The following is a 25239-nucleotide window of genomic DNA, read 5'->3' as shown; positions in this document are numbered from 1 at the left end:
GATTATTACAAAGGAGTTCATGGCTATGAATACAGGATAAATGATGTGAAAAAGTAGACTGGGGACAGGGGAAGAAGATCCCCATACCCCAGCTTACTTTGGTACGTATGAACGGAGATGCACGAACTTAAAGGACGCCGTCAGGCGTTTTTCTTAATGTGCCCGGGAAAGGATAGACGGATATAACTGCCCGCAAACCGTATGATTTTCTTACAATAGGGGACGATAAAAAAACAGGGTTTGAAACGGACGACGGCAGGAGGTAATTCGGTGGCATATATGCTTGGAGCGGCAATGAGCTTTGCATTTGTGCTAGCTCTTGTCCCTTGGATGAAGCGGTTGGCTGTACGAACCGGATTCGTCGACCGGCCCGGCAAACGGAAAATTCATCGCGACGCCGTTCCGCTTCTCGGAGGGGCGGCGATCTATGCAGGCTGCCTTATCGCCCTCATCGCCCTGAAAGGATTGGGTCCGCTAACTTGGACGATTGTAATCGGAGGCACGCTGCTGCTGCTCGTCGGGCTGCTGGACGACCGGTATAAATCGCTTCAGCGCGAATTCCCCGTTTGGCCGCGCATTATCGTTTACTTGGCTAGCGCAACGGTACCTCTCTTTTTCGGCATTGAAATTTCGGGCATGCGCAATCTGTGGCGTCCCGGCATGATTTTGTTTCCGGATTGGTTCGTTTGGATTGCTACCGTCATATGGGTGTTCGCCATCACGAATATGATGAACTTTATAGACGGGGTCGACGGATTGGCTGCGGGCGTAGCAGGGATATCTTCGATAACGCTTTTTATCGTGGCCATCTTGCGAGGAGATACGGAAACGGCGGTATCGGCGGCAGTCATCGCAGGGGCTTGCATCGCCTTTTTGCTTTACAATTTCCCGCCTGCCAAAATCTTCATGGGCGACGCCGGCGCTATTTTCCTCGGATATACGCTGGCGATCGTCTCGATGGAAGGGGCCTATAAAAGCGCGGCGCTTGTGTCCATGCTTGTCCCGGCGCTCGCGTTAGGCTTCCCGATTATGGATACCGTGATCGTATTCACCCGCCGCCTTCTTCATGGCAAAGGCCTGCATCGCGCCGACAAGCTTCATACCCATCATGCGCTGCTTCGTTGGGGACTTTCCCAGTCGCAGACGGTATCGTTCTTATATTTGGTTGCCGCTTTATTCGGCTTATTATCGATTGTGACCCTATTAATTTTCATGATGGTTTATCCGTAAGGAAAACATCGCACATCGTTTGAGGAGGAAATCGACTTTTATGTTGCCGCGTTATTTTCGTATGATCATCGGGATGCTCGCAGCATTGACGATAGTATGCGGAAACGTATCGCCGTCGCATGCCCATCGTGCCGGGCAGCCGCCCGCCGAAGACAGCATCGCGTTCATTCAAGACCTTTACTCCGCCTTACATGTTAGGCTTCCCTCTTCTTTGCCGGAGCTTTACCGACAAGGAAGCGGCTTGCCGCCTGCGAAGCTGGCTAACATGACCGTTCGGACGGGTACGGAATTCCGAACGGGGGATTTGTTGTTCTTCGGCGGATCCGAGCCCGAATTTGCGGGAGTGTACACGCGAAACAATCGCGTGGCGATCTCCCGGTCGGGGGATAGGCTCGTCGAACGGCCCTTGCAGCAGTTGCTGTCGGATGCCAAATTGATCGGCGTGCTCAGGCTCCTGTCCGAATCCGATCAAATAAGGCTTGGAATCGTGCTGCGAGCGGAAGAGTTCGTTGGGACGCCTTACGTATACGGAGCCAAATACGGACAGACCAAATCGTTCGACTGCTCGTCCTTTGTGAAGACGGTATTCGCGCAAACGGCGGATATCGATCTTCCGCGCATTTCGCGCGAGCAGGCGAAACAAGGAATTCAGGTATCGAAGAGTGAATTGAGAGTCGGGGATTTGTTGTTTTTCAGGGGCAGGCAAGAGCCGGACCGAATCGGACATGTCGCGATTTACGCAGGCAACGGGCGGATGATACATACCTATAAAAAAGGCGGCGTGCAGTATACCGATATCGACCGGGGCGTATGGGCGCAGCGGTATGTGACGGCAAGGCGCATTATACAATAGAGCAATCAGGAGACTGGCGGAAGGCATATGACAGTCTCCTTTTGTTTTATGTTACAATAAGATTATAATTCTATTCGATAATGGTAGCCGGGGGCGAGACATAAACGATGAGAATGGACAAAATAAAGCAGCGCTTGGAACGTATTTTGCATTCCCCCATGACCGTGGAAAAGTTTACTGCAAACGAATGGATTCGTTTATTCGGCGAAAACGGACAAGCTTCCGGCGAAGGCCAAAGTTTGGACTTGGCGGATCGTGTCGTATTCCTGTGGAAACGGGAAGGGAACGCGGTGGAAGCGATTTCTGTCGAAAAAAAGTTGACCGACTCCGAACGCGAACTGATCGAATTGCTGCTGCAATCGGTCCGTCCGGCGAGCAAGCTTGCGGCAACCGTATCCGACGAAGAACGGAAAGCGCTGCAATTGGGAGAATGGATCAACCAACAAATCGATCACGGCGCTCCTTACGAGGCGATCCCCGTTCCTGACCAAATCGCTTTGAAAAGCCGTTTGCGCAGCAAAATGATTCCGCTCCTGCTCGTACTGGAGAGCAGCCAATCGCAGCGAACGCCGTACGGAGAACTGTTTAAACTGCTCAAAACGTATTTTGGCGGCGAAGTGCTGTTGATTCCGCTGCATGACAAGGAATGGCTGATTCTATGCCCGGAAGAAATGGTCTTCGGCGCAGCACCCGATGAGGATCGAACGGATGAAGGGGCGGAAGGGCCGGAGGATACGGTCGCTTCCTTTTGCCGCGGCTTGTATGAATTGCTTGCCAGCGAATGGGCGGGCGAATGCCGATTGTCCATCGATACGTCCATCGACCCCGAGCTGGACTTGGTTGCCGCGACGACGCTGCTGCGCGAGACTGTTTTTTTGGGCCGATTGTTTCATGTAACCGAGAATATCCATATGCCGTGGCAGTTGGATTTGGAACGGCTCGTATACAGCATCCCCGACGAAACGCGGTCCGCATTTGTAGAGAAAGCGATGCAAAACACCGATATCTTCTCCGACGCCGAGACGTTCACGACGTTGGAAACGTTCTTTCAATTGGATTGCAATGTCAGCGACACCGCCAAAAAATTATATATTCACCGCAACACCCTGCTGTACCGTTTGGATAAATTCAAGCAAGAGACCGGACTTGACGTTCGCACGTTCGGCGATGCCGTGCTGGTCAAGCTTACATTGCTATTGTATAAAGTAACGAAAAGGAAGTAGTTTTTTGTAAAGTATGTATATAGTGTTTTCATAGGCTGTAGTGATAAGATAGGAATATGAAAAAATAAACTTTTGTTTAGGGGGAAACTCGGATGGCAGGCGTACGTTTAGAACATATTTACAAAAAATATCCCGGATCTGATAAGGCGACCGTAATTGATGTAAATCTTGATATTCAAGACAAAGAATTTCTCGTATTGGTCGGTCCTTCCGGTTGCGGTAAGTCGACGACATTGCGGATGATCGCAGGCTTGGAGGAAATCTCCGAAGGCAAATTGTATATCGGCGACCGCGTTGTAAACGATGTAGCACCGAAAGATCGCGATATCGCGATGGTATTCCAATCCTATGCATTGTATCCTCATATGAACGTATACCAGAACATGGCTTTTGGTTTGAAATTGCGTAAATTCAAAAAAGACGATATCGACAAACGCGTACGCGAAGCTGCGAAAATTCTGGACATCGAACATTTGCTTGACCGCAAACCGAAAGCATTGTCCGGGGGTCAACGCCAGCGCGTTGCCTTGGGACGCGCGATCGTTCGCGAACCGCAAGTATTCTTGATGGACGAACCGCTCTCCAACTTGGACGCGAAACTTCGCGGACAAATGCGCGCGGAAATTACGAAATTGGTAAAACGTCTTGAAACGACTTGTATCTACGTAACGCACGACCAAATCGAAGCGATGACGATGGGCGACAGAATCGTCGTTATGAAAGACGGCGTGATTCAACAAGCGGCTTCTCCGGAAGAGTTGTATAACCATCCGCAGAACCTGTTCGTTGCCGGCTTTATCGGTTCCCCGACGATGAACTTCATCGAAGGTTCTTTGGTCGAGTCGAACGGCAAAGTGCATTTCAGAGCGACCGGTCTGGACGTGGAAGTGGCTCCGGGCAAAGCGCAAGCGTTGAAAGAAAAAGGTTACGTAGGCAAAGAGGTTATTCTAGGCGTTCGTCCGGAGGATATCCACGAAGAGCCTGTATTCCTGGAAGCTTCGCCGAACACGATTTTCAACGCGCATGTTGAAGTATCCGAGTACTTGGGTCAAGAATTGTTGCTCTACTTGAACGGCGTGGGCAAAGATACCGTTATCGCACGCGTAGACGGACGTTCCAGCCTGAAAGAAGGAAGCAACGTGAAATTGGCGATCGACATGAACAAAGTTCATGTGTTCGACAAAGAGTCCGAATTGAACATTTTCCAATCCTAAACCTAAAACGGCGCCGACCCGGCGTGATAACAAAACCGTCCTTTGATAGGGCGGTTTTTTGTCGTTCATTTCGCGATGCAGAGCGGTCCGTCAAGGGCGGGCCGGCGCAAAAGATTGATTTCACGCTCAAATTCGGATACGATGAGTACAATGGAAAAGGAGTGAAACCTATGCCCAAGAAGGTGAAAGTGGCGGAATTGGTGCAACAATTCCAATTGGAAGTCGTTGCGGGGGAGGACGGATTGAAACGGGCGATCACCGTAGACGATTTATACCGCCCAGGACTAGAGATGGCGGGCTATTTCGAATACCATCCGAAAGATCGGGTACAATTGCTCGGAAGAACCGAGCTTGCATTTTTCGAAACGTTATCCCCGGAAGTGCGCATCGACCGGATGAATCATTTTTGCGTGGAAGAGACGCCGTGCATTATTATTACGCGTAATTTGGACGTTCCGCAAGAATTGCTGGATTTGTCCGGAGAACGGCAAATTCCGTTGCTTCGCTCCGGTCTGCCGACAACGATCTTAACAAGTAGAATCACGAACTTTCTGGAGAAGAAACTGGCGCCTTCGGCTACGATCCACGGCGTGCTTGTCGATGTATACGGCGTCGGCATGCTGATTACAGGGAGCAGCGGTATCGGGAAGAGCGAAACGGCGCTGGAGCTTGTAAAGCGCGGACATCGCCTCGTCGCCGACGATGCCGTGGAAATTCGGCAGACATCCGATTTTCAACTGCATGCGACCGCTCCGGAACTGATTCGCCATCTGCTCGAAATTCGCGGGGTCGGTATCATCAATGTAATGACATTATTCGGCGCGGGCGCGGTCAGAAACAATAAAAAGATTAGCGTAGTCGTCAAGCTCGAAGCGTGGCAGCAAGACAAGCAATACGATCGTCTCGGACTGGACGAAGAGATGACGCGCATTATCGACACGGATATTCCGCTTGTTACAATACCCGTCCGCCCCGGGCGAAATCTTGCGGTCATTATCGAAGTGGCGGCAATGAATTTCCGGCTGAAACGTATGGGGTATAATGCCGCGCTGCAATTTACGAATAAATTAACGGAAACGATTGCAGACGATGCGGACGATCTGGACTAAAACATTAGCGCGGATCTATCGTTAGATTTGAATTTGCTGTATTAAGGAGTGTGAGGTATGGAATATTTGTTACTAAACCCGGTCGTCTTCTCCATCGGATCGCTTTCGGTGCATTGGTACGGCCTTATATTGGGGACTGCGGCGTTAGTCGGCTTATTGCTGGCGATTTGGGAAGGCAAGCGATTCGGCATCCCGCAGGATTTTTTTATGGACCTGCTTTTGCTTGGCGTGCCGTCGGCTATCATTGCCGCGCGGATTTATTACGTCGCGTTCAAATGGGATTATTATCAATATCATTTGGGCGAAATTGTGGCCATTTGGGAAGGCGGTATCGCCATATACGGCGCCTTGATCGGTGCGGTCATATGCGCGTTCTTCTACGTACGGCATAAGGGCTACAATTTTTGGCGGATCGTCGACGTCTGCGCGCCTTCCTTATTGGCGGGACAAATGATCGGCCGTTGGGGCAATTTCGTCAACCAGGAGGCTTACGGGGGACCGGTATCGGAATCGTTCTTGCGCGAAACGTTGCACTTGCCCGATTTTATCGTCAATCAAATGAATGTAAACGGCATTTTTCATCATCCTACCTTTTTATATGAATCGATATGGAATTTGGTCGGGATCTTATTGCTGTTTGTGCTGCGGCGTCGAACTTTCGTACGCGCGGGCGAAATTTTTATGTCTTATCTTATCTGGTATTCTTTCGGCCGTTTCTTTATCGAGATGCTGCGCACAGACAGTTTGGCGTTCCGCGGTCCGGAGTGGCTCGCGGCGTTCGTCGACGGATTATGGTCGCCAATGAGGCTGTTGGGCTTCGAACCGGGCCACTTGGATCCGTTGTACGGCAACGTCCGGATATCTCAATTGCTCGCTATTCTTTTAATCTTGGGGGCGATCTTGGTCATCGTCGTGCGCCGCGTGAAAGGCTATGCTTCCGTTTCTTATAGTGCGCCGATCGTTTCGACGAAGCCTTCCAAAACCAATGCCGTTGCGGCAGACAAACAAGAGGCGCCATCGGCATCTGAGACGCCGGCGACGGACGAGCGGGAAGATAACGGCAATAACGCGCCGCAGGAGTAAACCGGAACATTGAGTGAGTGGAAAGTACGTACACCGCATATAAGCGACAAAGGAGAACATTGCAACATGATCAAAACGATGTTATTTGACCTGGACGGAACGATCGTCGATACGAACGAACTGATCATTCAAACCTTTCTGCATGTATTGAAGGGCCATGTTCCGCCGGATTTTTCGCGCGAACAGATCATTCCCCATATGGGAACGCCGCTTGACTATCAAATGCGGTTGTTTACCGGACGGGACGATGTCGACGAATTCACTGCCGCTTACCGTTCGTATAATCGGGACAAGCATGACGAGCTCGTGAAGGAATTTCCGCATGTTAAAGAGGTCATCGAACGTTTGCATCGCCATGGCGTGCGAATGGGCGTCGTGACGACGAAAATTCGCGAAACGACGGAGCGGGCGCTGAAGATGTTCGGACTCGCTCCATACATGGATACGCTCGTTACCATCGATGATGTCAAACATCCGAAGCCGCATCCGGAACCGGTTCTTATCGCTATGGAACAATTAGGTGCCGATCCGGCGACGACAATGATGGTGGGCGACAGCCCGGCGGATATCCAATCGGGGAACGCGGCCGGCGCCGTATCGGTCGCCGTCGCATGGTCGCTGAAGGGGGAAGACGCGTTGCGTCAGTTCGAACCGAAGCATATCATTTACGATATGCGGGACTTGTATCCGTTTGCCGGATTGGAGCGGGATTCAGTTGAGAAAACTTGAGCGGTACCCGGTTCAGGGGCGGAATGCTCTCCGGCAAATTTACCGCACGGTCAGTCCATGGAAAGGCGTTAAAAATTTCATCTTCATACAAATCGCCCGATACTGCCCCTCGCTAGGGTTGAAAAATTGGATTTACCGGCGGATCCTCGGCATGAACGTCGGCAAAGACGCGGCATTCGGGCTGATGGTCATGGTGGACGTGTTCTTTCCCGAGCGCATTACCGTCGGGGATAACTCGGTCATCGGCTATAACACGACCATTTTGGCGCATGAATATTTGATTTCCGAATATCGGCTGGGCGACGTGCGAATTGGCGCCAACGTCATGATCGGCGCCAACTCCACCGTGCTGCCGGGCGTGACGATCGGCGACAATGCCGTCGTGGCGGCCGGTTCCATCGTACATAAGGATGTTGCGCCGGGGGCGTTTGTCGGCGGCAATCCGCTCCGGGACATGAAAAAAACGTAAGACGCGTTTGAAGCGGTTTACGTTTTTTTCATGTATGCGGGAAATGGCCGTTCCGTTAAGACGGCATCGCGATTTCGATCTGGAAATCGACCGCGGAAGTGCCGACTCGCTCGGCTGTTCCGCCCAACGCTTTCGCCACGAACTGCAGCGGTATCATCGTACGGCCGTTCACGATCGCAGGCGAATGAGCCATGACAACGTCGGCGCCGTCCACTTGCGCGTTACTACGGCCGACGATGACTTCCGCCCTCCGTTCTCCCCGCTTAATGACCGCCTTCTTCGCCGCGGCGTCCCATTCGAACGAAGCTCCCAGCAGAGCGACCGCTTCCTTCAACGGTACGATCGCTTCCCCGTCCGCTTTCGCCTGGATGAGCGAGAACGATTTCGTCTCTCCGTCAATTTGCACGGTTAAATTGTAAATCTCGTTCTGATCGTCGACGACAACCGTATGAACTTGATGCTCCAATAAGCTGATGAAACGATCGATATTTTGCGGCGTTACTCTATATTTCTCGTCATCCCGCGCAATGCTGTCGATGATCGTTTCATTGATCGCCTGCGAGTGGTGGGATAAGTCTTTATACGCATTCAGATTGTACGTAATGTCGCTGTCCGCCTGGAAATCGTACAGCTTCACGTTCGGGAACGCATGGAACCTTTCGAACATATATTTTTTCATTTCCAACTGATTCTCGTAGCGCTGCTCGTTAATTTGGCTCCATAGCTGATGGCGCAAAATCGTATAAGGCGGATAGTAGACGATAAATTCAATTTCCGGATGCTGCTCGATCAAAGATATAATATTGGTTTCAAACGTGTTCTTGATAAAGTCCAGCGGCTCTTCGTTCGTTTGAAAAGAAAACTCGGTATTGCGCGCGTTCCGCCAGTTTTCCAAAACCTGGTCCTGTCCGTATTTGGCGTAGCGATCCCAATTGTTCAGCATGTCGAGGTCGTTTGCCGCTTCCTTGGACAACAGTTGCTTGGCGACGCTGGTCGCCGCGGTCTCGGCCGTGGAAATGTTGAACAAGTAATGAATGTCGTTCCAGGGATTATCGTCGTACAAATAGTAAGGAAACGACTCTTGATCCTGTTTGTTCGGCGCTTTCAGCGAAAAATAGTCGAGCCCCCACAAGACGCGTTTCACCTTGCCCGTCGCGATTGCTCGCTTGGCGATTAAATAATGCTCGTTCGCCGTGGAGCCTTCCATCGACAATTTCATCGTTTTCCCGCCCAATACGCGATCGACATAGGAAGGAACGAAGTTTTGCGTCATCGATGTGCCGATGATGATCGTGTCGTAATCGTAGTTTTTGGCCAAGCCCGGATTTTGGTACCGTTCTTCGGTGGAGAAGACCGGCGTATAGAACGTCGCTTTCCGGTAAAATTGCAGCGGATCGAATATGTATGTTACGGCGCATATCAGGATGGTCAAACTTACGGCGATGACCGCAAATTGACCCAGAGTTCGCCGGTACGCTTTTTTTGAATATTTGCTTCCTCCGGTCCGGGACATACGGTTCCCCCCTAAAAGTTGAAGTATAGAAATTCGCTGATTTTGTTAAAATAGAGCAACGATACGATGAAAGCAACCGCCATAAAAGCCGCCGTCCGCCAACCGGGGCGAAAGGCCGCCATGCGTTCGCCCGAATTTTTGGCAAATAGGGCGATCAGCATAAACGCGATCACCAGCAGGGCGCATTGCGGATAGAAGTCCATTCTTGTCAGTGCGAACCCTTGCAGGCCGATCATGCCTTTCAAAATCCGAATCGCGTCGCTCCAATCGCCGGCCCGGAAGAAAACCCATGCCACATTGACAAATTGAAACGTAATGAACCATGCCAGCCACTTAGGCAAGGGCTTGCCGACTTTTTGCCATAAGCGATGGACGATCAGCGCGGCGCCGTGCAAAAATCCCCAGAACAAGAAGGTCCATCCGGCACCGTGCCACAGGCCGCCAATAATGAAAGTCAGCATGAGATTCGTTAGCGTCCGGGGCAGCCCTTTGCGGTTGCCGCCGAGCGGAATATAAATATAATTGAGCAGAAACCGGCTGAGCGTCATATGCCAGCGCCGCCAGAAGTCCTGAATGCTCAGCGCTTTGTACGGCGAGTTGAAATTGTCGGGCAGCCTGATGTTGAAGAACAGCGCCGCGCCGATCGCCATGTCCGTATATCCGCTGAAATCGAAATAAAGCTGCAGCGTATAAGAAAGCGAGGTCAGCCAGCTCTCGACGAAATATTGCGCCTGATCGAAGCCATAGTTCGCATAGATGGCGAATGTATCCGCAATGACGACTTTTTTGAACAGGCCGATGCTGAACACGAACAGCCCGCGCGTCACATTGGAAAGTTGAAATATTTTGTTCCTTAGACGATCGAATTGAGGCATCATTTCCGAATGATGCAAGATCGGCCCGGCAATCAGATGCGGATAGAACGTAACGAACAATACATAATTAATGAAGTTGTATTCCCGCGACTTGGCCTTATAAGCGTCTACCAAATAGGCGATTTGCGTAAACGTGAAGAAGCTGATCCCAAGCGGAAGCACCAGCTTCAGCAGCGGCAGCGAAGCGCCTGTGAGACCGTTAATATTGGCGATAAGAAAATCCGCATATTTATAATATCCGAGAAGAAGAAGATTGCAGACGATGCCAATAATAAGAACCGCTTTGCGGTTCAGCCGCGACGAAAGAGAAGGCATGGCGCTTGCCGCCGCCGTTTCGGATTTGGCCGCATCCGCTGCGGGCATATTGTCGTCGGCCGGAAGATTGGGCGCGCTCACGGCGGTTTTGACCTGCAGCAGGCGGCCGATACAGAAATTAAACGTAATAGATGCTAGAATAAGAGGCAGATAAGCAATATTCCACCAGCTGTAAAAGAACAACGATGCGGCGGCCAACCATACTTTGGCGGCAACCGTATACCGGAAACGGTTCAACAGGAAATAAACGACGGTCGTTACCGGTAAAAAAGCGAATATAAAGACATAGGAATTAAATAGCAAAAAGATGTACCCCCTTGAATCATGTCGGCCATATCCTCTAATCTTATAACTATACTAGAAAATAATGGGGCGCACAATGAGTGATTCCGTGGGACAACCCTAATTCCGGTGCCGCTTTCTTATAAACAAACGTTCGCGGAGCGGTATACCGGCATGTTTCGTAATATTGGCGATTGACGCTAAAGCGTATTACATGGTAATATAACGATTAATCTTTAATTTGGCAGTATGGTAACTTGTTAGCACTTTAATATATTAAAGGATACAATAGAGGTGGCACATATGTCTAAACCGAAGGTGTTTGAGAAACCGGCTGGCGTCAAAGATTATTTGCCTCACGCGGTAGCAAAGCTGCGGAACATCGAACGCAGCGTGCTGGAATGTATGGAGCGTTGGGGATACCGGCAAATTATTACGCCGACGCTGGAGTTTTACGATACGGTCGGCGTGGCGAGCTCCACTTCGGATCGCAAGCTGTACAAATTGCTGAATAACCGCGGCACTACGTTGGTGCTTCGCTCGGATTTGACGGCGCCGATTGCGAGAGTGGTTTCTTCCTTATTGAAAACAGAGTCTTTCCCGATTCGGCTGTCTTACCATGCCAATGTATTCCGCTCGATCGAAGAAGAGGCGGGGCGGGAAGCGGAATTTTTCCAAACCGGCGTCGAACTGGTCGGCGATCCGTCGGCGGATGCGGATGCGGAAGTCGTCGCGCTGGCAATTGCGTCGCTACAGGCTGCGGGAGTCGAGCAGTTTAAAATCGCGATCGGCCATGTCGGCTTTTTGAACGGATTATTCGAAGAAATTGTGCCCGGGCGTGCCGAGGAACAGGCGATGCTGAAGGAATGCTTGCTGGCGCGCGATTATGTCGGTTACCGCCAAGCGATCCGCGGATTGGATTTGCCGGCGGAGCAGCAGGAGGAACTGGAAGGCATATTGCGTTTGCGCGGGGGGCAGGAAGTATGCGATCAAGCGTTGACGGTAAGCGGCCATCCGCTGGCTAAGCGGTCCATCGCCCATTTATGCGAATTATGGGAAGTGCTTGAAGCGTACGGCGTGCAAGACCGGGTGATGATCGATTTGACGATGATCGGCGATTTCTCGTATTATACGGGCATGACGTTTGAGGGATACGCGGAAGAATTGGGCTTTCCGGTATGCAGCGGGGGGCGGTACGACAACTTGCTGCAGCAGTTCGGCCGACCGGCGCCCGCCACGGGCTTCGCGCTGAAGACGACGCGCATATTGGAAATCGTCGGCGGAGCGGGCGAGGCGGAGCGGACGGCTCCGGTCGTGATTGAGTACGACGCCGGGAATCGGATGCAGGCGCTCCGCGAGGCGGAACGCTTGCGCGCGGAAGGGCGGGCTGTCGTGACGCAGCGGATGGATCTTCCCGCGATCGGAAGCGAAGCGGATACGGACCAAAGGCGATAGGAGGAATCGGAGCAGATGCAAGAAACGTTAAAAGTAGCTATGCCGAAGGGGCGTATTTATAAGCAAGCCGCCGTGTTGTTTGCCGAAGCCGGCTTGCCGATTCCGGCCGATTTCGACGATTCGCGCAAACTGATCGTATCGTTGCCGGAAGCGAATATGGAATTTATTATGGCCAAACCGGTCGATGTGCCGACTTATGTCGAATACGGCGTGGCGGATATCGGCATCGTCGGCAAGGACGTATTAATGGAAGAGAATAAAGATGTGTACGAGTTGCTGGACCTCGGGATTGCCCGCTGCCGGATGTCGGTCATCGGCCTGCCCGATTGGGAGCCGGTCATCCATCCGCGCGTGGCGACGAAATACCCGAATGTCGCTTCGCAATATTTTCGCGAGCAGGGGCAGCAGGTGGAAGTGATCAAGCTGAACGGCTCGATCGAGTTGGCGCCTCTCATCGGCTTGGCGGATCGCATCGTCGACATGGTCGAAACCGGCCAGACGCTGCGCGAGAACGGATTGGTCGAGCAAGAGACGATCTTCGAAATTACAAGCCGCCTGATCGCCAATCGCGTAAGTTACCGCATGAAAAACGGGGCGATTCAATCGTTATGCGATCAATTGCATAAAGTGATTCCCGTCGGATCGTAGCGGGCGGGAAGCTGACAGGGAATATCGTTCCGTTGCGAAGGAAGGTATCGTTTTTGTTGGGTGACGGATGTGCAATGGCTTACGTATTTCGGGAGCGAATGTACGAAGCCGTTTGCATAAAAAGATGCGCTTTGGCTTGGTGTGGATAAGACTGTGCTAAGGAAAGTATCTTTTTGCTCGCTGCTAAATCTCGCACCGGCTCGATACGGAACGAATGTACCTTAATAAGGAATTGAAATTCGCTAATAAGCAATGGCGTTGCATTGAGGAATTGCTATCCGGACCGTACGACTGTTATTTTGCGTCAAACTTGCTTTTTCGCTGTTTAGGCGGACAGTGGTTCCGTTATCTGTTCGTCGGAGGGCTTATTTGTACGCTTTTGCCGCGAATAAAGGATCGTATGTCCGCAAACGGTCCGAAATCGGACCGTTTGTCACAATTAGCGTCTCCTGTGTCCGCGAACTTGGGGAGCAGGGCGGCAGAAGAATTTGAAGGAATAGCACCGTAATCCACATATCTGTCTCAATATTTGCTGAAAAAAGTTAATGCAACGCCAGTGGCTAATAAGGCATTTTCGTTCCAAAATGACGCTTGGCCTCGATATTTGCAGAAATTTTGACTCTCTAAGGGTACTAATTAGGTATAGTTGGTCCTTAAGTATATGGTTTATTATATTATCGCGATGTTGAAGGAGGAAATCTCATGCGGATTGTTGCGGCAGAGCAGTTTACGCTGCAGCGTGACGTCGAATACGGAACGCCGGAGCAGAACGAGACCGCGCGCCGAATCGTGCAAGACGTGAAGGCGGAAGGAGATGCGGCGCTGCTGCGGTATACCGAGCAGCTGGATCGCACGCGGCTGACGGCGGCGGAATTGCGCGTTTCGCAAGAGGAGATCCAGGCGGCGTACGGACGGGTAGAGGAGTCCTTTGTGGAAGCCATCCGCCGTGCGGCGCGGCAAATTCGCGTCTATCACGAAAAGCAAAAGCGCAGTTCGTGGATGGATGTTCAGCCGGACGGATCGCTGCTCGGGCAAATCATTCGCCCGTTGCGCCGCGTAGGGGTATACGTGCCTGGAGGGAAAGCGGCCTATCCTTCCTCGGTGCTGATGAACGTCATTCCCGCGCAGGTGGCGGGCGTGCCGGAAATCGTTATGGTTACGCCTCCGTCGACGGGCGGACAGGAAGGAATCAATCCTTATATTCTTGTGGCGGCCGCGGAAGCCGGGGTGAAGGAAATGTACCGCGTCGGAGGGGCGCAGGCGATCGCCGCGCTTGCTTACGGTACGGCCACGATCGCGCCGGTCGACAAAATTTGCGGACCCGGCAACATCTATGTCGCGCTTGCAAAACGCGAAGTGTTCGGAGCGGTCGACATCGACAGCATCGCCGGGCCGAGCGAAATCGTCGTGCTCGCCGACGATACGGCGGATGCCGCGTACGTGGCGGCGGATCTGCTGTCCCAAGCGGAACATGACGAGATGGCGTCCGCCATTCTCGTGACGACCTCCGGCTCGTTCGCCGAAGCCGTCGCAGCCGAAGTGAAACGCCAGGTTGCCGGTTTGCCGCGACGGGACATTGCGCAGCGCTCGCTCGACAATCACGGCGCGATTATTGTCGTCGATTCCGTTGAAGCGGGAATCGACGTCGTCAACCGGCTGGCGCCGGAGCATCTTGAATTGATGGTCGACGAACCGATGCGTTACGTCGGGCTGATCGAGAATGCGGGCGCGATCTTCGTCGGCGCGTACAGTTCCGAGCCGGTCGGCGATTACTACGCGGGACCGAACCATATTATTCCGACCAACGGTACGGCGCGCTTCTCATCGCCGGTTGACGTGGACGATTTTATTAAAAAATCGAGTTTGATTTATTATAGCAAAGAGGCACTTATGGAGAGCGCCGGAACGATTATGGAACTGGCGCGGCACGAAGGGCTGGAAGCACACGCAAGAGCAATACAAATTCGCCTGGAGAAGGAAGGGAACCCACATGTCGGAAAACAATAAGGATGCCATTGCGCAGGCGCAAAATGGGGACGTTCGCCGCGCGAGCGTCGCGCGGAAAACGAACGAAACGGACATCGAGCTGTCGTTTGCCGTCGACGGCACGGGCGTAGTCGAGATCGAGACGGACGTGCCGTTTATGAACCATATGCTGGATTTATTCGCCAAGCACGGCCAATTCGATTTGCAAGTCGCGGCGCGCGGCGATGTCGATATCGACGATCATCATACGGTAGAGGATATCGGAATTTGTCTCGGGCAGACCATTCAGAAGGCGCTCGGCGACAAAAAAGGGATCAAGCGGTACGCATCCGTTTTCGTACCGATGGACGAAGCGCTCGCGCAGGTCGTCATCGATATGAGCAATCGTCCGCATTTCGAATATCGGGCGCAATATCCGTCCGCGCAAGTAGGCAGCTTCTCGACCGAACTCGTGCACGAGTTTCTATGGAAGCTGGCGCTGGAAGCGCGGATGACGCTGCACGTCATCGTCCACTACGGCCATAACACGCATCATATGATCGAAGCGGTGTTCAAGGCGTTGGGCCGCGCGCTCGACGAAGCGACGAGCATCGATCCGCGCGTGCAGGGGGTTCCTTCGACGAAAGGAGTGCTGTAGCGTGGCGGTCGCAATTGTAGACTACGGCATGGGCAACTTGCACAGCGTGAGCAAAGCCGTAGAGCGCCTCGGATTCGAGGCGCTCGTCACCGGCGACCCGGCCGCCATCCTGGCGGCGGACGCCGTCGTGCTGCCCGGCGTCGGCGCCTTCGGCGACGCCATGGCCAACCTGCGCGCCACCGGGCTTGCGCCGGTGGTGCGGGAGGCCGCGGCAAATGGCAAGCCGTTGCTTGGCATTTGCCTAGGCATGCAGCTGCTCTTCGCGCGCAGCGAAGAGCATGGCGAGCACGCGGGGCTCGGCATTCTGCCGGGCCGCGTGGTGCGCTTTGCCGGCGGCACGTACAAGGTGCCGCATATGGGTTGGAACCGCCTGCGTTGGCATCAGGCGGACAACCCGCTGCTGGCGGGCTTGGAGGAGGGACATGTATACTTTGTCCACTCCTACCATGCTTTGCCCGAGCGCGAGGACGATCTGCTGGCCACGACCGAGTACAACGGCCAGGTCACGGCGATCGTCGGGCGCGGCAATGTGTACGGCATGCAGTTCCATCCCGAGAAGAGCGGGGAGCTCGGCATGCGCCTGCTCGGGAATTTCCTGGAACTGGCTCGGCAAGCAAGCCCAAGCGGCAACTACTAGGCCGGTCGGGAAGCGAGCCGGCGCATGCCGGCAAGGTCACGCCGGCCGGTTGCCAATAACTGCAAAAATACAGCTATTATGCCCGAGCTTCGCGGTATGGGAGGAGATCATTGCAAAAGGAGTCAATTTCATTACTCGCCACCGATGATGTAACTGATTTTTTGCGGATTTGTATGATTTTTCGTACAAAAGGCGGTCTTTTCAGGGCAATCATAGATTTTGTATGAAAAATCGTACAAGATTCCGTTTTTTGGGTACTACGGCTTTGTTTTTATACGAAATTTCGTACAACGCGCATCCATTATATAGAAGGGCATGGCCTCCCTCTATTTCGAGAGCGATCCGCGCGGACCTACGCTCCTTGTTGTCGCTAACGAAACTGGCAATCCTTATTGGGCTCGAAATGAAGACATTCCCAATTTAACGAAAGTACGTATCGTTATTCTTAGGAAATCGGCGGTTTTGTCGCCTTTTTCCCTTCAATAGCGTGTTTCAGTTTCGTTACAACGAGCAACAAGGTGATTTACAGGCGATTAGCGTATATACGTTTCGTTAGCGCACACGATGGGTCGTCGGCTCCAAGCGGTATTTTGAAATTGACTCAAAGTGCGGATATTTAGCCGGTACTTTCCTGAACAACGGTTATTGATCAAATAACTGCATTTTTCAGGCTGTTGAAAAGTGCTTTTGGACAAAAACTATGAATGGAAAATCGCGTCAGTACTGGGTTTAGTACCTCCCTCTTTGCGGAAAACGGGGTTTATCGACAGCCTGATTTTTGCAGGTAAATTGCCAAGAAAAGCACTAGCGTTGCATCGGGAAATTGGTATCCGGACCGCAGGGCCGTTATTTCGCGTCAAAACCCCTTATTCGCTGTTTAGGCGGACACTGGTTCCGTTATTCCTTCGTTGAAGGGCTTATTTTTACGCTTTTACCGCGAATAAAGGATCGTATGTCCGCAAACTGTCCCAAATTGGGCCTTTTGTCACAATTAGCGTCTCCTGTATCCGCGATCCTGCAATGTTGAAAAAAGTGAATGCAACGCCGGTGCGGGGAAAGTGCGGAATGAGCGGATTAACTGTATTTTTCAGGCTCTTGAAAAAGTGCTTTTGGACAAAAACTACGAATGGGGAATCGCGTCATTTCTGGGTTTTTGTTCCTCCCTCTTTGCGGAAAACGGGGTTTATCAACAGCCTGATTTTTGCATTTGCTCTAGGCAGAGGGAGAGCTAAGAAGGCGCGACGAGCGCCGTCACCGGACGGAAGCATACGCACTGAGCGACAGGTATATCGCGCCGAACGACGTACAAAGAAACCGGGGCGCGAAGGTGCGGTTTGCACGATCGCCGTGCAAGCGCGCCGCGATTGAGCGGGCAACTGCGCAAACGCGATGCAAGCCCGCACTCGTCGTCTCCGGCTCGGCGCCCTGCGCGCCGCAGCGATGCAATAAAAATCAAATGTTAGGGGAAACGTTTATGTCATCCTTTACAATTTATCCCGCGATCGATATTCGCGGGGGGAAATGCGTTCGATTGGTTCAAGGCGACTATAATCAAGAGACGGTATATAACGACAACCCCGTCGAGGCAGCGAAAGAATGGGAAGCGAAAGGCGGAGCGTGGATTCATCTCGTCGATCTCGACGGGGCGAAAGCGGGCCATCCGGTCAACGACGCCCTGATCGGCGACATCGCGCGCAGCGTCAACGTGCCGGTGCAGGTTGGGGGCGGCTTGCGTACCTTCGACGATGTCGACAGGCTCGTATCGCTCGGCGTATCCCGCGTCATTCTCGGCACGGCGGCGATTGAAGACCGCGCTTTTGTGGAGAAGGTGCTGGAGCGGTTCGGCGAACGCGTCGCCATCGGCATCGATGCGCGGAACGGCCTTGTCGCGACGCGCGGCTGGCTGACGACGTCGGAAGTGAAGGCGGAGGATTTGGCTGTGGAATTAGCGGCCAAAGGAGCGCAGACGTTTATTTTTACCGATATTTCCCGCGACGGCATGATGGGCGGCCCGAACGTGGAAGCGATTCTAAACTTGGCGCAAGTGTCGGGAAGAACGGTCATCGCGTCGGGCGGAGTTAGCCGCATGGAAGATTTGACGCGGCTTGCCGCGCATAGCGCGGAAGGCGTCGGCGGCGCGATCGTCGGCAAGGCTTTGTACACGGGCAGCATCGATTTGGCCCAAGCGATTCGGGAAATCGGCTAAGAAGAATAAGGCAGGGATAGAAGCGGTCGGTGCAGGAAGTTGCGGTCGGCGCATCCAGGGCAACGTGCGATCGTAACGGCCGGCACAGCTGTCGGGCCCGCAAGGGCCGGCCTGCCCGACAGCGGCGTTTGCCGATGCAGCGCCTCGGAATAACGCACGGAAGAGGAGAGTGTCAGGAATGTTGGCGAAACGGATTATTCCATGTTTGGACGTGAAAGACGGGCGTGTCGTCAAGGGCGTCAATTTTGTAAACTTGCGCGATGCCGGCGACCCGGTGGAACTGGCTGCGCTGTATAACCGCGAAGGGGCGGACGAACTAGTGTTTCTCGACATTTCCGCCTCCGTCGAAGGCCGCGCCACGATGATCGAAGTCGTGAAGAAGACGGCGGGCGAAATCGCGATCCCGTTCACGGTCGGCGGCGGCATTTCCCATGTGGACGACATGAAGCGGCTGTTGCGCGCCGGCGCCGATAAAATCGGCATCAACACCGCGGCGGTCAAAAATCCGCAGTTAATCTCGGACGGCGCGAGCAAATTCGGTTCCCAATGTATCGTCGTGGCGGTAGACGCCAAGTTCAACGAAGCGTGGGGCGAATGGGAAGTCTATACGCACGGCGGGCGTACGCCGAGCGGCATCAAAGCGCTGGATTGGGTGAAACAAGCGGAGAAGCTGGGCGCTGGCGAAATTTTGCTGACGAGCATGGATGCGGACGGCACGAAAGACGGTTTCGATATTGCGCTTACGAGGGCGGTATCGCAAACGGTCGGCATTCCGGTCATCGCATCCGGAGGAGCGGGCCGGAAAGAGCATTTTTACGACGTATTTACGGAAGGGCTCGCCGATGCGGGATTGGCGGCTACCATTTTCCATTATAAAGAAATGACGATTGAAGAAGTGAAACAGGATTTAAGAAGCAAAGGGGTGGAAGTAAGATGACAAGCGAGAATCAAGCCGCTCTGGAAGAGCAAATCCGCTGGAGCGAAGCGGGATTGGTGCCGGCTGTCGTGCAGGACGCGCTAAGCAAAGAAGTGCTGATGCTCGCCTATATGAACCGGGAATCGCTGCGGCGTTCGGTAGAGACGGGCGAAACATGGTTTTGGAGCCGCTCCCGCGAGCAATTATGGCATAAGGGCGAAACGTCGGGCCATACGCAGCGCATCGTGTCAATGCATTACGATTGCGACGGAGACACGCTGCTGGTACGGGTCGCGCAGCAAGGACCGGCTTGCCACACAGGCAAGTACAGTTGCTTCTTCAATCCGGTGGAGTTAAAAGGAGAGGCGGCTGCAAACGATTCTGCGGTTCAGAGCCAGACGGACCGTTTCGCCGTATTGTCCAAGCTGGAAGCGACGATCGCCGAAAGAGACGCCGAACGGCCGGAAGGGGCCTATACGACGTATTTATTCCAAAAAGGTTTGGATAAAATTTTGAAAAAGGTCGGCGAGGAATCGGCGGAGGTGATTATCGCGGCCAAAAATCGCGACAACGACGAACTGCGCTGCGAAGCCGGGGACCTGATCTATCATCTGATGGTATTGCTGAGAGAAAGAAAGCTTCCGCTCGACGATGTGCTGCAAGAACTGGAACGACGCCACTATCGAACGGATCAACCGAATAAAACCGAATAAAGAGAGGCCGAAACTTATGCGGATCGATTACCATACCCACCATGCCCGTTGCGGGCATGCCGTAGGAACGCTTGAAGAATACGTACTACGCGGAATTGAAATCGGGCTGCAGCAGATCGGCCTTTCCGATCATATGCCGCTCATTCATGTCGATCCGGCGCAATATTTGCCGGAAATGGCGATGCCGATGGACGAATTGCCGCGTTATGTGGAAGAATGCTTGCAGTTGAAAGAGAAGTATCAAGGCCAAATCGACGTCCGCGTCGGTCTGGAAGGCGATTATATCGAAGGATACGAAGAAGAAATTTCCCGGATTGTCGAAGCGTACCCTTGGGATTACGTCATTGGATCGGTACATTTCTTGGGGCATTGGGATGTGACGGATTTCCGGCAAACCGCGCAATGGGAAGGCAGGGATCCGTTCGAAGTGTACGCGCAATATTACGATGCCGTACAGAAGGCCGCCCGTACCGGATTGTACGATTATATCGGGCATATCGACGTGATCAAGCGATTCGGATACGGCCCGGACGCAAGCCGGGAAGCGGAAGTAAAGCTGCTCGAAAAGGCGGCGCTCGATGCCGTGAAAGAGAATGGGCTTGCGATCGAATTGAACGCATCAGGCCTCCGGATGCCGTGCGCCGAGATGTTCCCGAGCCGTCCGATGCTGGAATATTGCTTGCAGCAAGGCATTCCGCTGACGATCGGGTCAGACGCTCATCAACCGGAGCGTCTCTCGCAATATTTGGACGAGGCGCGCGCGCTGCTGTACGAGATCGGATTCAGGGAACTGGCCACATTCGAACGGCGGCAACGCCGGATGGTTTCTTTTGAAATATAAAGTCCTCCTAATGTATAATGAGGATAAAGTCATAATGTGCGGTCTTTCGACATATCGCACGCTTTCACATGCAATCATATAGTCTCTTATTATGTTTGGGAGGGTATCATGCCAAGCGACAAGTTACGACTGTTTTCCGGCTCGTCCAATCCGAAGTTGACGGCGAAAATATGCAACGTGCTCGGGATCAAACAGGGAAATGTTAAATTATCAAGATTTAAAAGCGGAGAAATTTACGTTCATTATGAAGAAACGATTCGCAATTGCGACGTATTCATCGTACAATCGTTCTCGCATCCGATCAATGAACATTTTGTCGAATTGCTGGTGATGGTCGATGCGGCCAAGCGGGCTTCGGCGCGCACGATCAATGTCATTATGCCGTATTACGGTTATGCTCGCCAGGAACGGAAGGCGGCGCCGCGCGAGCCGATTTCGGCGAAGATGGTGGCGGATGTGCTGACGACGGTCGGCGTGCACCGCGTATTGACCATCGATTTGCACGCGCCGGCGATTCAAGGATTTTTCAATATCCCTGTCGACCATCTGACGGCGCTCGATCTGATTAGCGAATATTTGAAGACGAAACGGATCGACAACCCCGTAATCGTATCTCCCGACGCGGGCAGGGCGTCAACCGCGGAGAAGCTGGCGAATCAACTGGATTCCCCTTTTGCGATTATGATCAAGAAACGTCCCGCGCACAATGAATCGGTTATTACGCACGTCATCGGGGACGTGGAAGGACGGACGCCGATTATTATCGAAGATTTGATCGATACGGGATCGACGATCGTCAATGTCGTCGAAGGATTGAAGGAGCGGGGGGCCAAAGACGTATACGTCTGCGCGACGCATCCCATCTTCTCCGGCTCGGCGATCGAACGCTTGGATCACCCAAACATTAAAGAGGTTGTCGTAACGGATTCGGTTACGCTGCCGGACAATAAGCCGGATCGTTTCAAGATTATTTCGGTCGCGCCGATGCTGGCGGAAGCGACGCGCATTATTACCAACGGCGGCTCGATCAGCACGCTGTTCCGGGATGCCGGCGTATAGGCGGCAAACCTTCTATTTTCTTGAAATAGGGTTTATATATACTCCCATTTCTATGCTATAATTGTGTTGATTTGAATTTTTACTTGAAACCGTAGGAGGTGCCTTGGCGATGAAAGAGAAGAAGCTGCGGGCTGATCGTCAGCGAAGCAAGATCATACCGATACATTTAGATGCGACATTTTTCTTTGAGCGAGCAGTCCGTTCGCTGGATCGATATCATTACGACAAGGCATTGAAATATTTTAGCAGGGCCGTCGAATATGAACCGGACAATCCCGTCAACCACTGCAATATGGCGGGCATTTTGTCCGAGATGGGCAATTACGAAGAATCGAACCGGATACTGCGGTTAGTTCTGGAGCAGATCGATCCGACCCTTACGGAGTGCTATTTCTACATGGCGAACAATTATGCCAATATGGAGCAGTTCGAGGATGCGGAAGAAGCGCTCATTCAATATTTGGAAGAGGACGAGAGCGGCCAATACTTAATCGAAGCCGAGGAGATGATGGATCTCCTCCACTTTGAGTTGAACCGTCCGCCGCGCCTATGCAACATTCGTGCGCGCGAAGGGCTGTACGAACACGATCAAGCCCGGATGATGCTGGAAGAGGGGCGTTTCTCCGAGGCGGTCAAATTGCTCGAGCGGTTGGTCAAGGATCAGCCCGATTTTATGGCCGCACGCAACAACCTGGGATTGGCTTATTACTACATGGGCTTATTCGATAAGTCGATGGACGTGATCAACGAAGTGCTGGAACTGGATCCGGGGAACTTGCACGCCTTATGCAATCTGGCGATTTTTTACCAGCATGAAGGCAAGAAGAGTGAATTGCAGTCCCTTGTGGAACAATTAAAAAAGACGTACCCGTTTCATCAAGAGCATGCTTTCAAGCTGGCGACGACGATGGGGATTTTGGGCGAGCATGAGAATGCGTACTACTTGTTCCGCCGCCTTCTGAAAGATACGGAAATCAATTACGATCCTTGCTTGTACCATTATACGGCGGTGGCGGCATGCAATATCGGCCGGTTCCAAGAGGCTTACCGCTTGTGGAGCCATGCCGAGAAGCTCGATCCCGGCTCGGAAATTCCGCGCTTTTACCTGGATCAGCTCCGGCAATTGAAATCGGCGAAAGGCAAGAAACAAACGAAAAAACGGAAATCGATGTTCAGCTATCATTATCATTTGCCGTTCGAGGAACAATTCCGGCTGTGGGAGAAATCAGGCGACGGATTGCCCGAGCATTTGAAACGCGATCCGCTGGTTCGCTCTTCGTTCTTCTGGGCGCTTAGGCACGGAGATCAGCAGACGAAGCTTCAGGTCATTCAAGCGCTCGGCATGATCGCCGACCATGAGGTGGAAGAGGCGCTGCGAGCGTTTCTGCTGGAGCCGGACGAAAGCGAATATTTGAAGCAAGTCGCGATCTTCGTGCTGCGCTCGATGGGAGTCGACGAACCTTTGCCGGCGGTATTGGACAACGTCGCGGCCACGGTGAACGGCATGATGGTTTCGACCCGCCTTCCAGATTGGGAAGACGGTTGGCAGGCGGTATTGGATAAAGCTTTGCAGACGATGGGCAAACGGTACGATATGCTGCAGCAGCATGATTTGCAGACGCTGTGGGTGGAATTTCTGACACGGGTTTATCCGAGCGTGCCCAAGATTCATAAAGCGGAGGGCTGGGCGGCGGCGCTCGAATATTTGACGGCCAAAATGCACCGGCGTTCCATCTCTTATCAGGAAGTGGCGGAGCGGTACGGAACTTCCGTCTCCACAGTTGGCAAATATGTGAAATGGATCGATGAAGTTTGCGGCATTAAGCGGAAAATGGAGACGATCTTTCCATCGTTTACGGAAAAATTCTAGTTTTTTTGTAACAACCTCTAAATATAGTCATTGACGCAAGGGAGGACATCATACTATGCACAAAACGATCGTAATCGGGACGGGACCGGCCGGCTTAACGGCGGCTATCTATTTGGCCCGCGCCAACTTGAAGCCTCTGGTTATCGAAGGACCGGAGCCGGGCGGACAGCTTACGACGACAACGGACGTGGAGAACTTCCCTGGCTTTCCGGAAGGAATTATGGGTCCCGAATTGATGGATAATATGCGGAAGCAAGCCGAACGTTTCGGCGCCGAATTCAAAACGGGCTGGGTCAATAGCGTCGATCTGTCGAAACGGCCGTTCAAGCTGACCGTTGAAGGGTTAGGGGAGCTCGAAGCGGAGACGCTTATAATTTCCACCGGCGCTTCGGCCAAATATCTCGGCATCCCCGGCGAGAAAACGAATGTCGGGCGCGGGGTGAGCACCTGCGCGACTTGCGACGGATTCTTTTTCCGCGGGAAAAAAATTATCGTCGTCGGCGGCGGAGACTCCGCGATGGAGGAAGCGAATTTCTTGACGCGTTTCGCGACCGAAGTGACGCTGGTACATCGGCGCGATGAGCTGCGGGCTTCGAAAATTATGCAGGAGCGCGCGCGTGCGAACGAGAAGATTACGTGGTCGCTCAATCGCACTCCGCTTGAGGTTGTTGCCGACGAGAATCGGGTAACCGGCCTGAAAGTGAAGAACAACGAAACCGGCGAAGAAGAATTGCTGGAAACGGACGGTTTGTTCGTCGCCATCGGCCATACGCCGAACACGAAGTTCCTGGATGGACAAATCGATACCGATCAGCACGGCTACATCATCGTCAAACCGGGAACGACGGAAACGAATGTGCCGGGCGTCTTCGCATGCGGCGACGTGCAGGACATGAAATACCGCCAGGCGATCACGGCTGCGGGTTCGGGCTGCATGGCCGCGCTGGACTGCGAGAAATTCCTCGAAGGCAGCGCCGTACACGATTGGAGCGGCAATTAATCGGACTGTCGTTGCATCGAGAAATCGCTATCCGGACCGTACGGCCGTTATTTTGCGTCAAAATCGCTTATTCGCTGTTTAGGCGGACATGGCTTCCGTTATCCGTTCGTCGGAGGGCTTATTTGTACGCTTTTGCCGCGTCACCCGAATAGGCCAATATAAATGGATCATTGCAGTTACCTAACGGGGGGCTCGATACTCCCATGAAGCATGAGAAACGAAGGCCGTCAGGACCCATATCCTGACGGTTTTGCTTAACATTATAGAATTTATAAAATTTTGGGGTGGGCAGGGCTTCCGCCTCGTTTTTGTTTTTGGTAAGGTTAGGATATGGAGACGAACGTGCTAAAACGAATCTTCTTTGATGAACATGGAC

General features: G+C 52.8%; 23 protein-coding genes. 20 read left to right on the top strand and 3 right to left on the bottom strand.

Going from position 1 to position 25239, the window contains the following annotated elements:
* Positions 1-279: 279 nt before the first annotated feature.
* The 8 genes from KQI79_RS25060 to KQI79_RS25025 all read left to right on the top strand — a co-directional run bounded on the left by KQI79_RS25060 (position 280) and on the right by KQI79_RS25025 (position 7910).
* On the top strand, positions 280-1230 hold the full coding sequence (locus tag KQI79_RS25060; protein ID WP_216541082.1) for an MraY family glycosyltransferase: 951 nt from the start codon (positions 280-282) through the stop codon (positions 1228-1230).
* 40 nt (positions 1231-1270) lie between these two features.
* Complete coding sequence (locus tag KQI79_RS25055) at positions 1271-2083, top strand: C40 family peptidase (protein ID WP_216541081.1); 813 nt, start codon at positions 1271-1273, stop codon at positions 2081-2083.
* Positions 2084-2190: 107 nt separating this feature from the next.
* The gene (locus tag KQI79_RS25050; RefSeq protein WP_216541080.1) at positions 2191-3306 is read left to right on the top strand and encodes a PucR family transcriptional regulator; all 1116 of its coding nucleotides are present in this window, start codon (positions 2191-2193) and stop codon (positions 3304-3306) included.
* A 92-nt stretch (positions 3307-3398) separates the two neighbouring features.
* On the top strand, positions 3399-4520 hold the full coding sequence (locus tag KQI79_RS25045; RefSeq protein ID WP_216541078.1) for an ABC transporter ATP-binding protein: 1122 nt from the start codon (positions 3399-3401) through the stop codon (positions 4518-4520).
* 170 nt (positions 4521-4690) lie between these two features.
* Complete coding sequence (hprK, locus tag KQI79_RS25040) at positions 4691-5629, top strand: HPr(Ser) kinase/phosphatase (RefSeq protein ID WP_216541077.1); 939 nt, start codon at positions 4691-4693, stop codon at positions 5627-5629.
* Positions 5630-5686: 57 nt separating this feature from the next.
* A complete protein-coding gene (gene lgt, locus KQI79_RS25035) occupies positions 5687-6712 on the top strand; it encodes a prolipoprotein diacylglyceryl transferase (protein WP_216541075.1) in 1026 nt (341 codons plus the stop codon).
* A 66-nt stretch (positions 6713-6778) separates the two neighbouring features.
* Entirely contained in the window at positions 6779-7441 is a 663-nt protein-coding gene (gene ppaX, locus KQI79_RS25030) for a pyrophosphatase PpaX (RefSeq protein ID WP_216541073.1), read from the top strand.
* On the top strand, positions 7428-7910 hold the full coding sequence (locus KQI79_RS25025; protein WP_216541071.1) for an acyltransferase: 483 nt from the start codon (positions 7428-7430) through the stop codon (positions 7908-7910). Before ppaX ends, KQI79_RS25025 begins: the two co-directional genes overlap by 14 nt.
* 55 nt (positions 7911-7965) lie before the next feature.
* Here KQI79_RS25025 and KQI79_RS25020 read toward each other — a convergent pair whose 3' ends face one another.
* Positions 7966-9423, bottom strand: coding sequence for a copper amine oxidase N-terminal domain-containing protein (locus KQI79_RS25020; RefSeq protein ID WP_216541070.1), 1458 nt, complete (start codon positions 9421-9423; stop codon positions 7966-7968).
* An 11-nt stretch (positions 9424-9434) separates the two neighbouring features.
* The gene (locus tag KQI79_RS25015; protein WP_216541069.1) at positions 9435-10916 is read right to left on the bottom strand and encodes an MBOAT family O-acyltransferase; all 1482 of its coding nucleotides are present in this window, start codon (positions 10914-10916) and stop codon (positions 9435-9437) included.
* Between the two features lie 282 nt (positions 10917-11198).
* Here KQI79_RS25015 and KQI79_RS25010 point away from each other — a divergent pair, with 282 nt between their 5' ends.
* From KQI79_RS25010 to trxB, 12 genes are all read left to right on the top strand, one after another.
* The gene (locus KQI79_RS25010; protein ID WP_216541068.1) at positions 11199-12350 is read left to right on the top strand and encodes an ATP phosphoribosyltransferase regulatory subunit; all 1152 of its coding nucleotides are present in this window, start codon (positions 11199-11201) and stop codon (positions 12348-12350) included.
* 15 nt (positions 12351-12365) lie between these two features.
* Positions 12366-12998 carry an ATP phosphoribosyltransferase gene (hisG, locus tag KQI79_RS25005; protein WP_216541066.1) on the top strand — a complete coding sequence of 211 codons (633 nt, stop codon included), beginning with the start codon at positions 12366-12368 and terminating at the stop codon, positions 12996-12998.
* A 702-nt stretch (positions 12999-13700) separates the two neighbouring features.
* A complete protein-coding gene (hisD, locus tag KQI79_RS25000) occupies positions 13701-15005 on the top strand; it encodes a histidinol dehydrogenase (protein WP_216541065.1) in 1305 nt (434 codons plus the stop codon).
* Positions 14989-15621 carry an imidazoleglycerol-phosphate dehydratase HisB gene (gene hisB, locus KQI79_RS24995; RefSeq protein WP_216541063.1) on the top strand — a complete coding sequence of 211 codons (633 nt, stop codon included), beginning with the start codon at positions 14989-14991 and terminating at the stop codon, positions 15619-15621. Before hisD ends, hisB begins: the two co-directional genes overlap by 17 nt.
* Position 15622: 1 nt before the next feature.
* Complete coding sequence (hisH, locus tag KQI79_RS24990; RefSeq protein ID WP_216541062.1) at positions 15623-16258, top strand: imidazole glycerol phosphate synthase subunit HisH; 636 nt, start codon at positions 15623-15625, stop codon at positions 16256-16258.
* 1474 nt (positions 16259-17732) lie between these two features.
* Positions 17733-18464, top strand: a complete 732-nt coding sequence (hisA, locus tag KQI79_RS24985) for a 1-(5-phosphoribosyl)-5-[(5-phosphoribosylamino)methylideneamino]imidazole-4-carboxamide isomerase (protein ID WP_216541061.1) — start codon at positions 17733-17735, stop codon at positions 18462-18464.
* Positions 18465-18642: 178 nt separating this feature from the next.
* On the top strand, positions 18643-19401 hold the full coding sequence (gene hisF, locus KQI79_RS24980; RefSeq protein WP_216541060.1) for an imidazole glycerol phosphate synthase subunit HisF: 759 nt from the start codon (positions 18643-18645) through the stop codon (positions 19399-19401).
* The gene (gene hisIE / locus KQI79_RS24975; RefSeq protein ID WP_216541059.1) at positions 19398-20093 is read left to right on the top strand and encodes a bifunctional phosphoribosyl-AMP cyclohydrolase/phosphoribosyl-ATP diphosphatase HisIE; all 696 of its coding nucleotides are present in this window, start codon (positions 19398-19400) and stop codon (positions 20091-20093) included. Before hisF ends, hisIE begins: the two co-directional genes overlap by 4 nt.
* A gap of 16 nt (positions 20094-20109) precedes the next feature.
* Positions 20110-20934 (top strand): histidinol-phosphatase HisJ, encoded by an 825-nt coding sequence (gene hisJ, locus KQI79_RS24970; protein ID WP_216541058.1) that lies wholly within the window; start codon positions 20110-20112, stop codon positions 20932-20934.
* Between the two features lie 108 nt (positions 20935-21042).
* A complete protein-coding gene (locus KQI79_RS24965) occupies positions 21043-21993 on the top strand; it encodes a ribose-phosphate diphosphokinase (RefSeq protein ID WP_216541057.1) in 951 nt (316 codons plus the stop codon).
* Positions 21994-22102: 109 nt separating this feature from the next.
* The gene (locus tag KQI79_RS24960; RefSeq protein WP_216541056.1) at positions 22103-23863 is read left to right on the top strand and encodes a tetratricopeptide repeat protein; all 1761 of its coding nucleotides are present in this window, start codon (positions 22103-22105) and stop codon (positions 23861-23863) included.
* A 55-nt stretch (positions 23864-23918) separates the two neighbouring features.
* Complete coding sequence (gene trxB / locus KQI79_RS24955) at positions 23919-24863, top strand: thioredoxin-disulfide reductase (RefSeq protein ID WP_216541055.1); 945 nt, start codon at positions 23919-23921, stop codon at positions 24861-24863.
* A gap of 118 nt (positions 24864-24981) precedes the next feature.
* On the opposite strand, the gene KQI79_RS24950 is transcribed toward trxB, so the two are convergent.
* On the bottom strand, positions 24982-25239 hold a 258-nt coding region (locus tag KQI79_RS24950; RefSeq protein ID WP_216541054.1), incomplete at its 5' end, for a hypothetical protein.

This window comes from Paenibacillus sp. MSJ-34 (assembly GCF_018918005.1).
Classification (GTDB): Bacteria; Bacillota; Bacilli; order Paenibacillales; family Paenibacillaceae; genus MSJ-34.
This window is presented reverse-complemented; position numbering and strand designations above follow the sequence as displayed.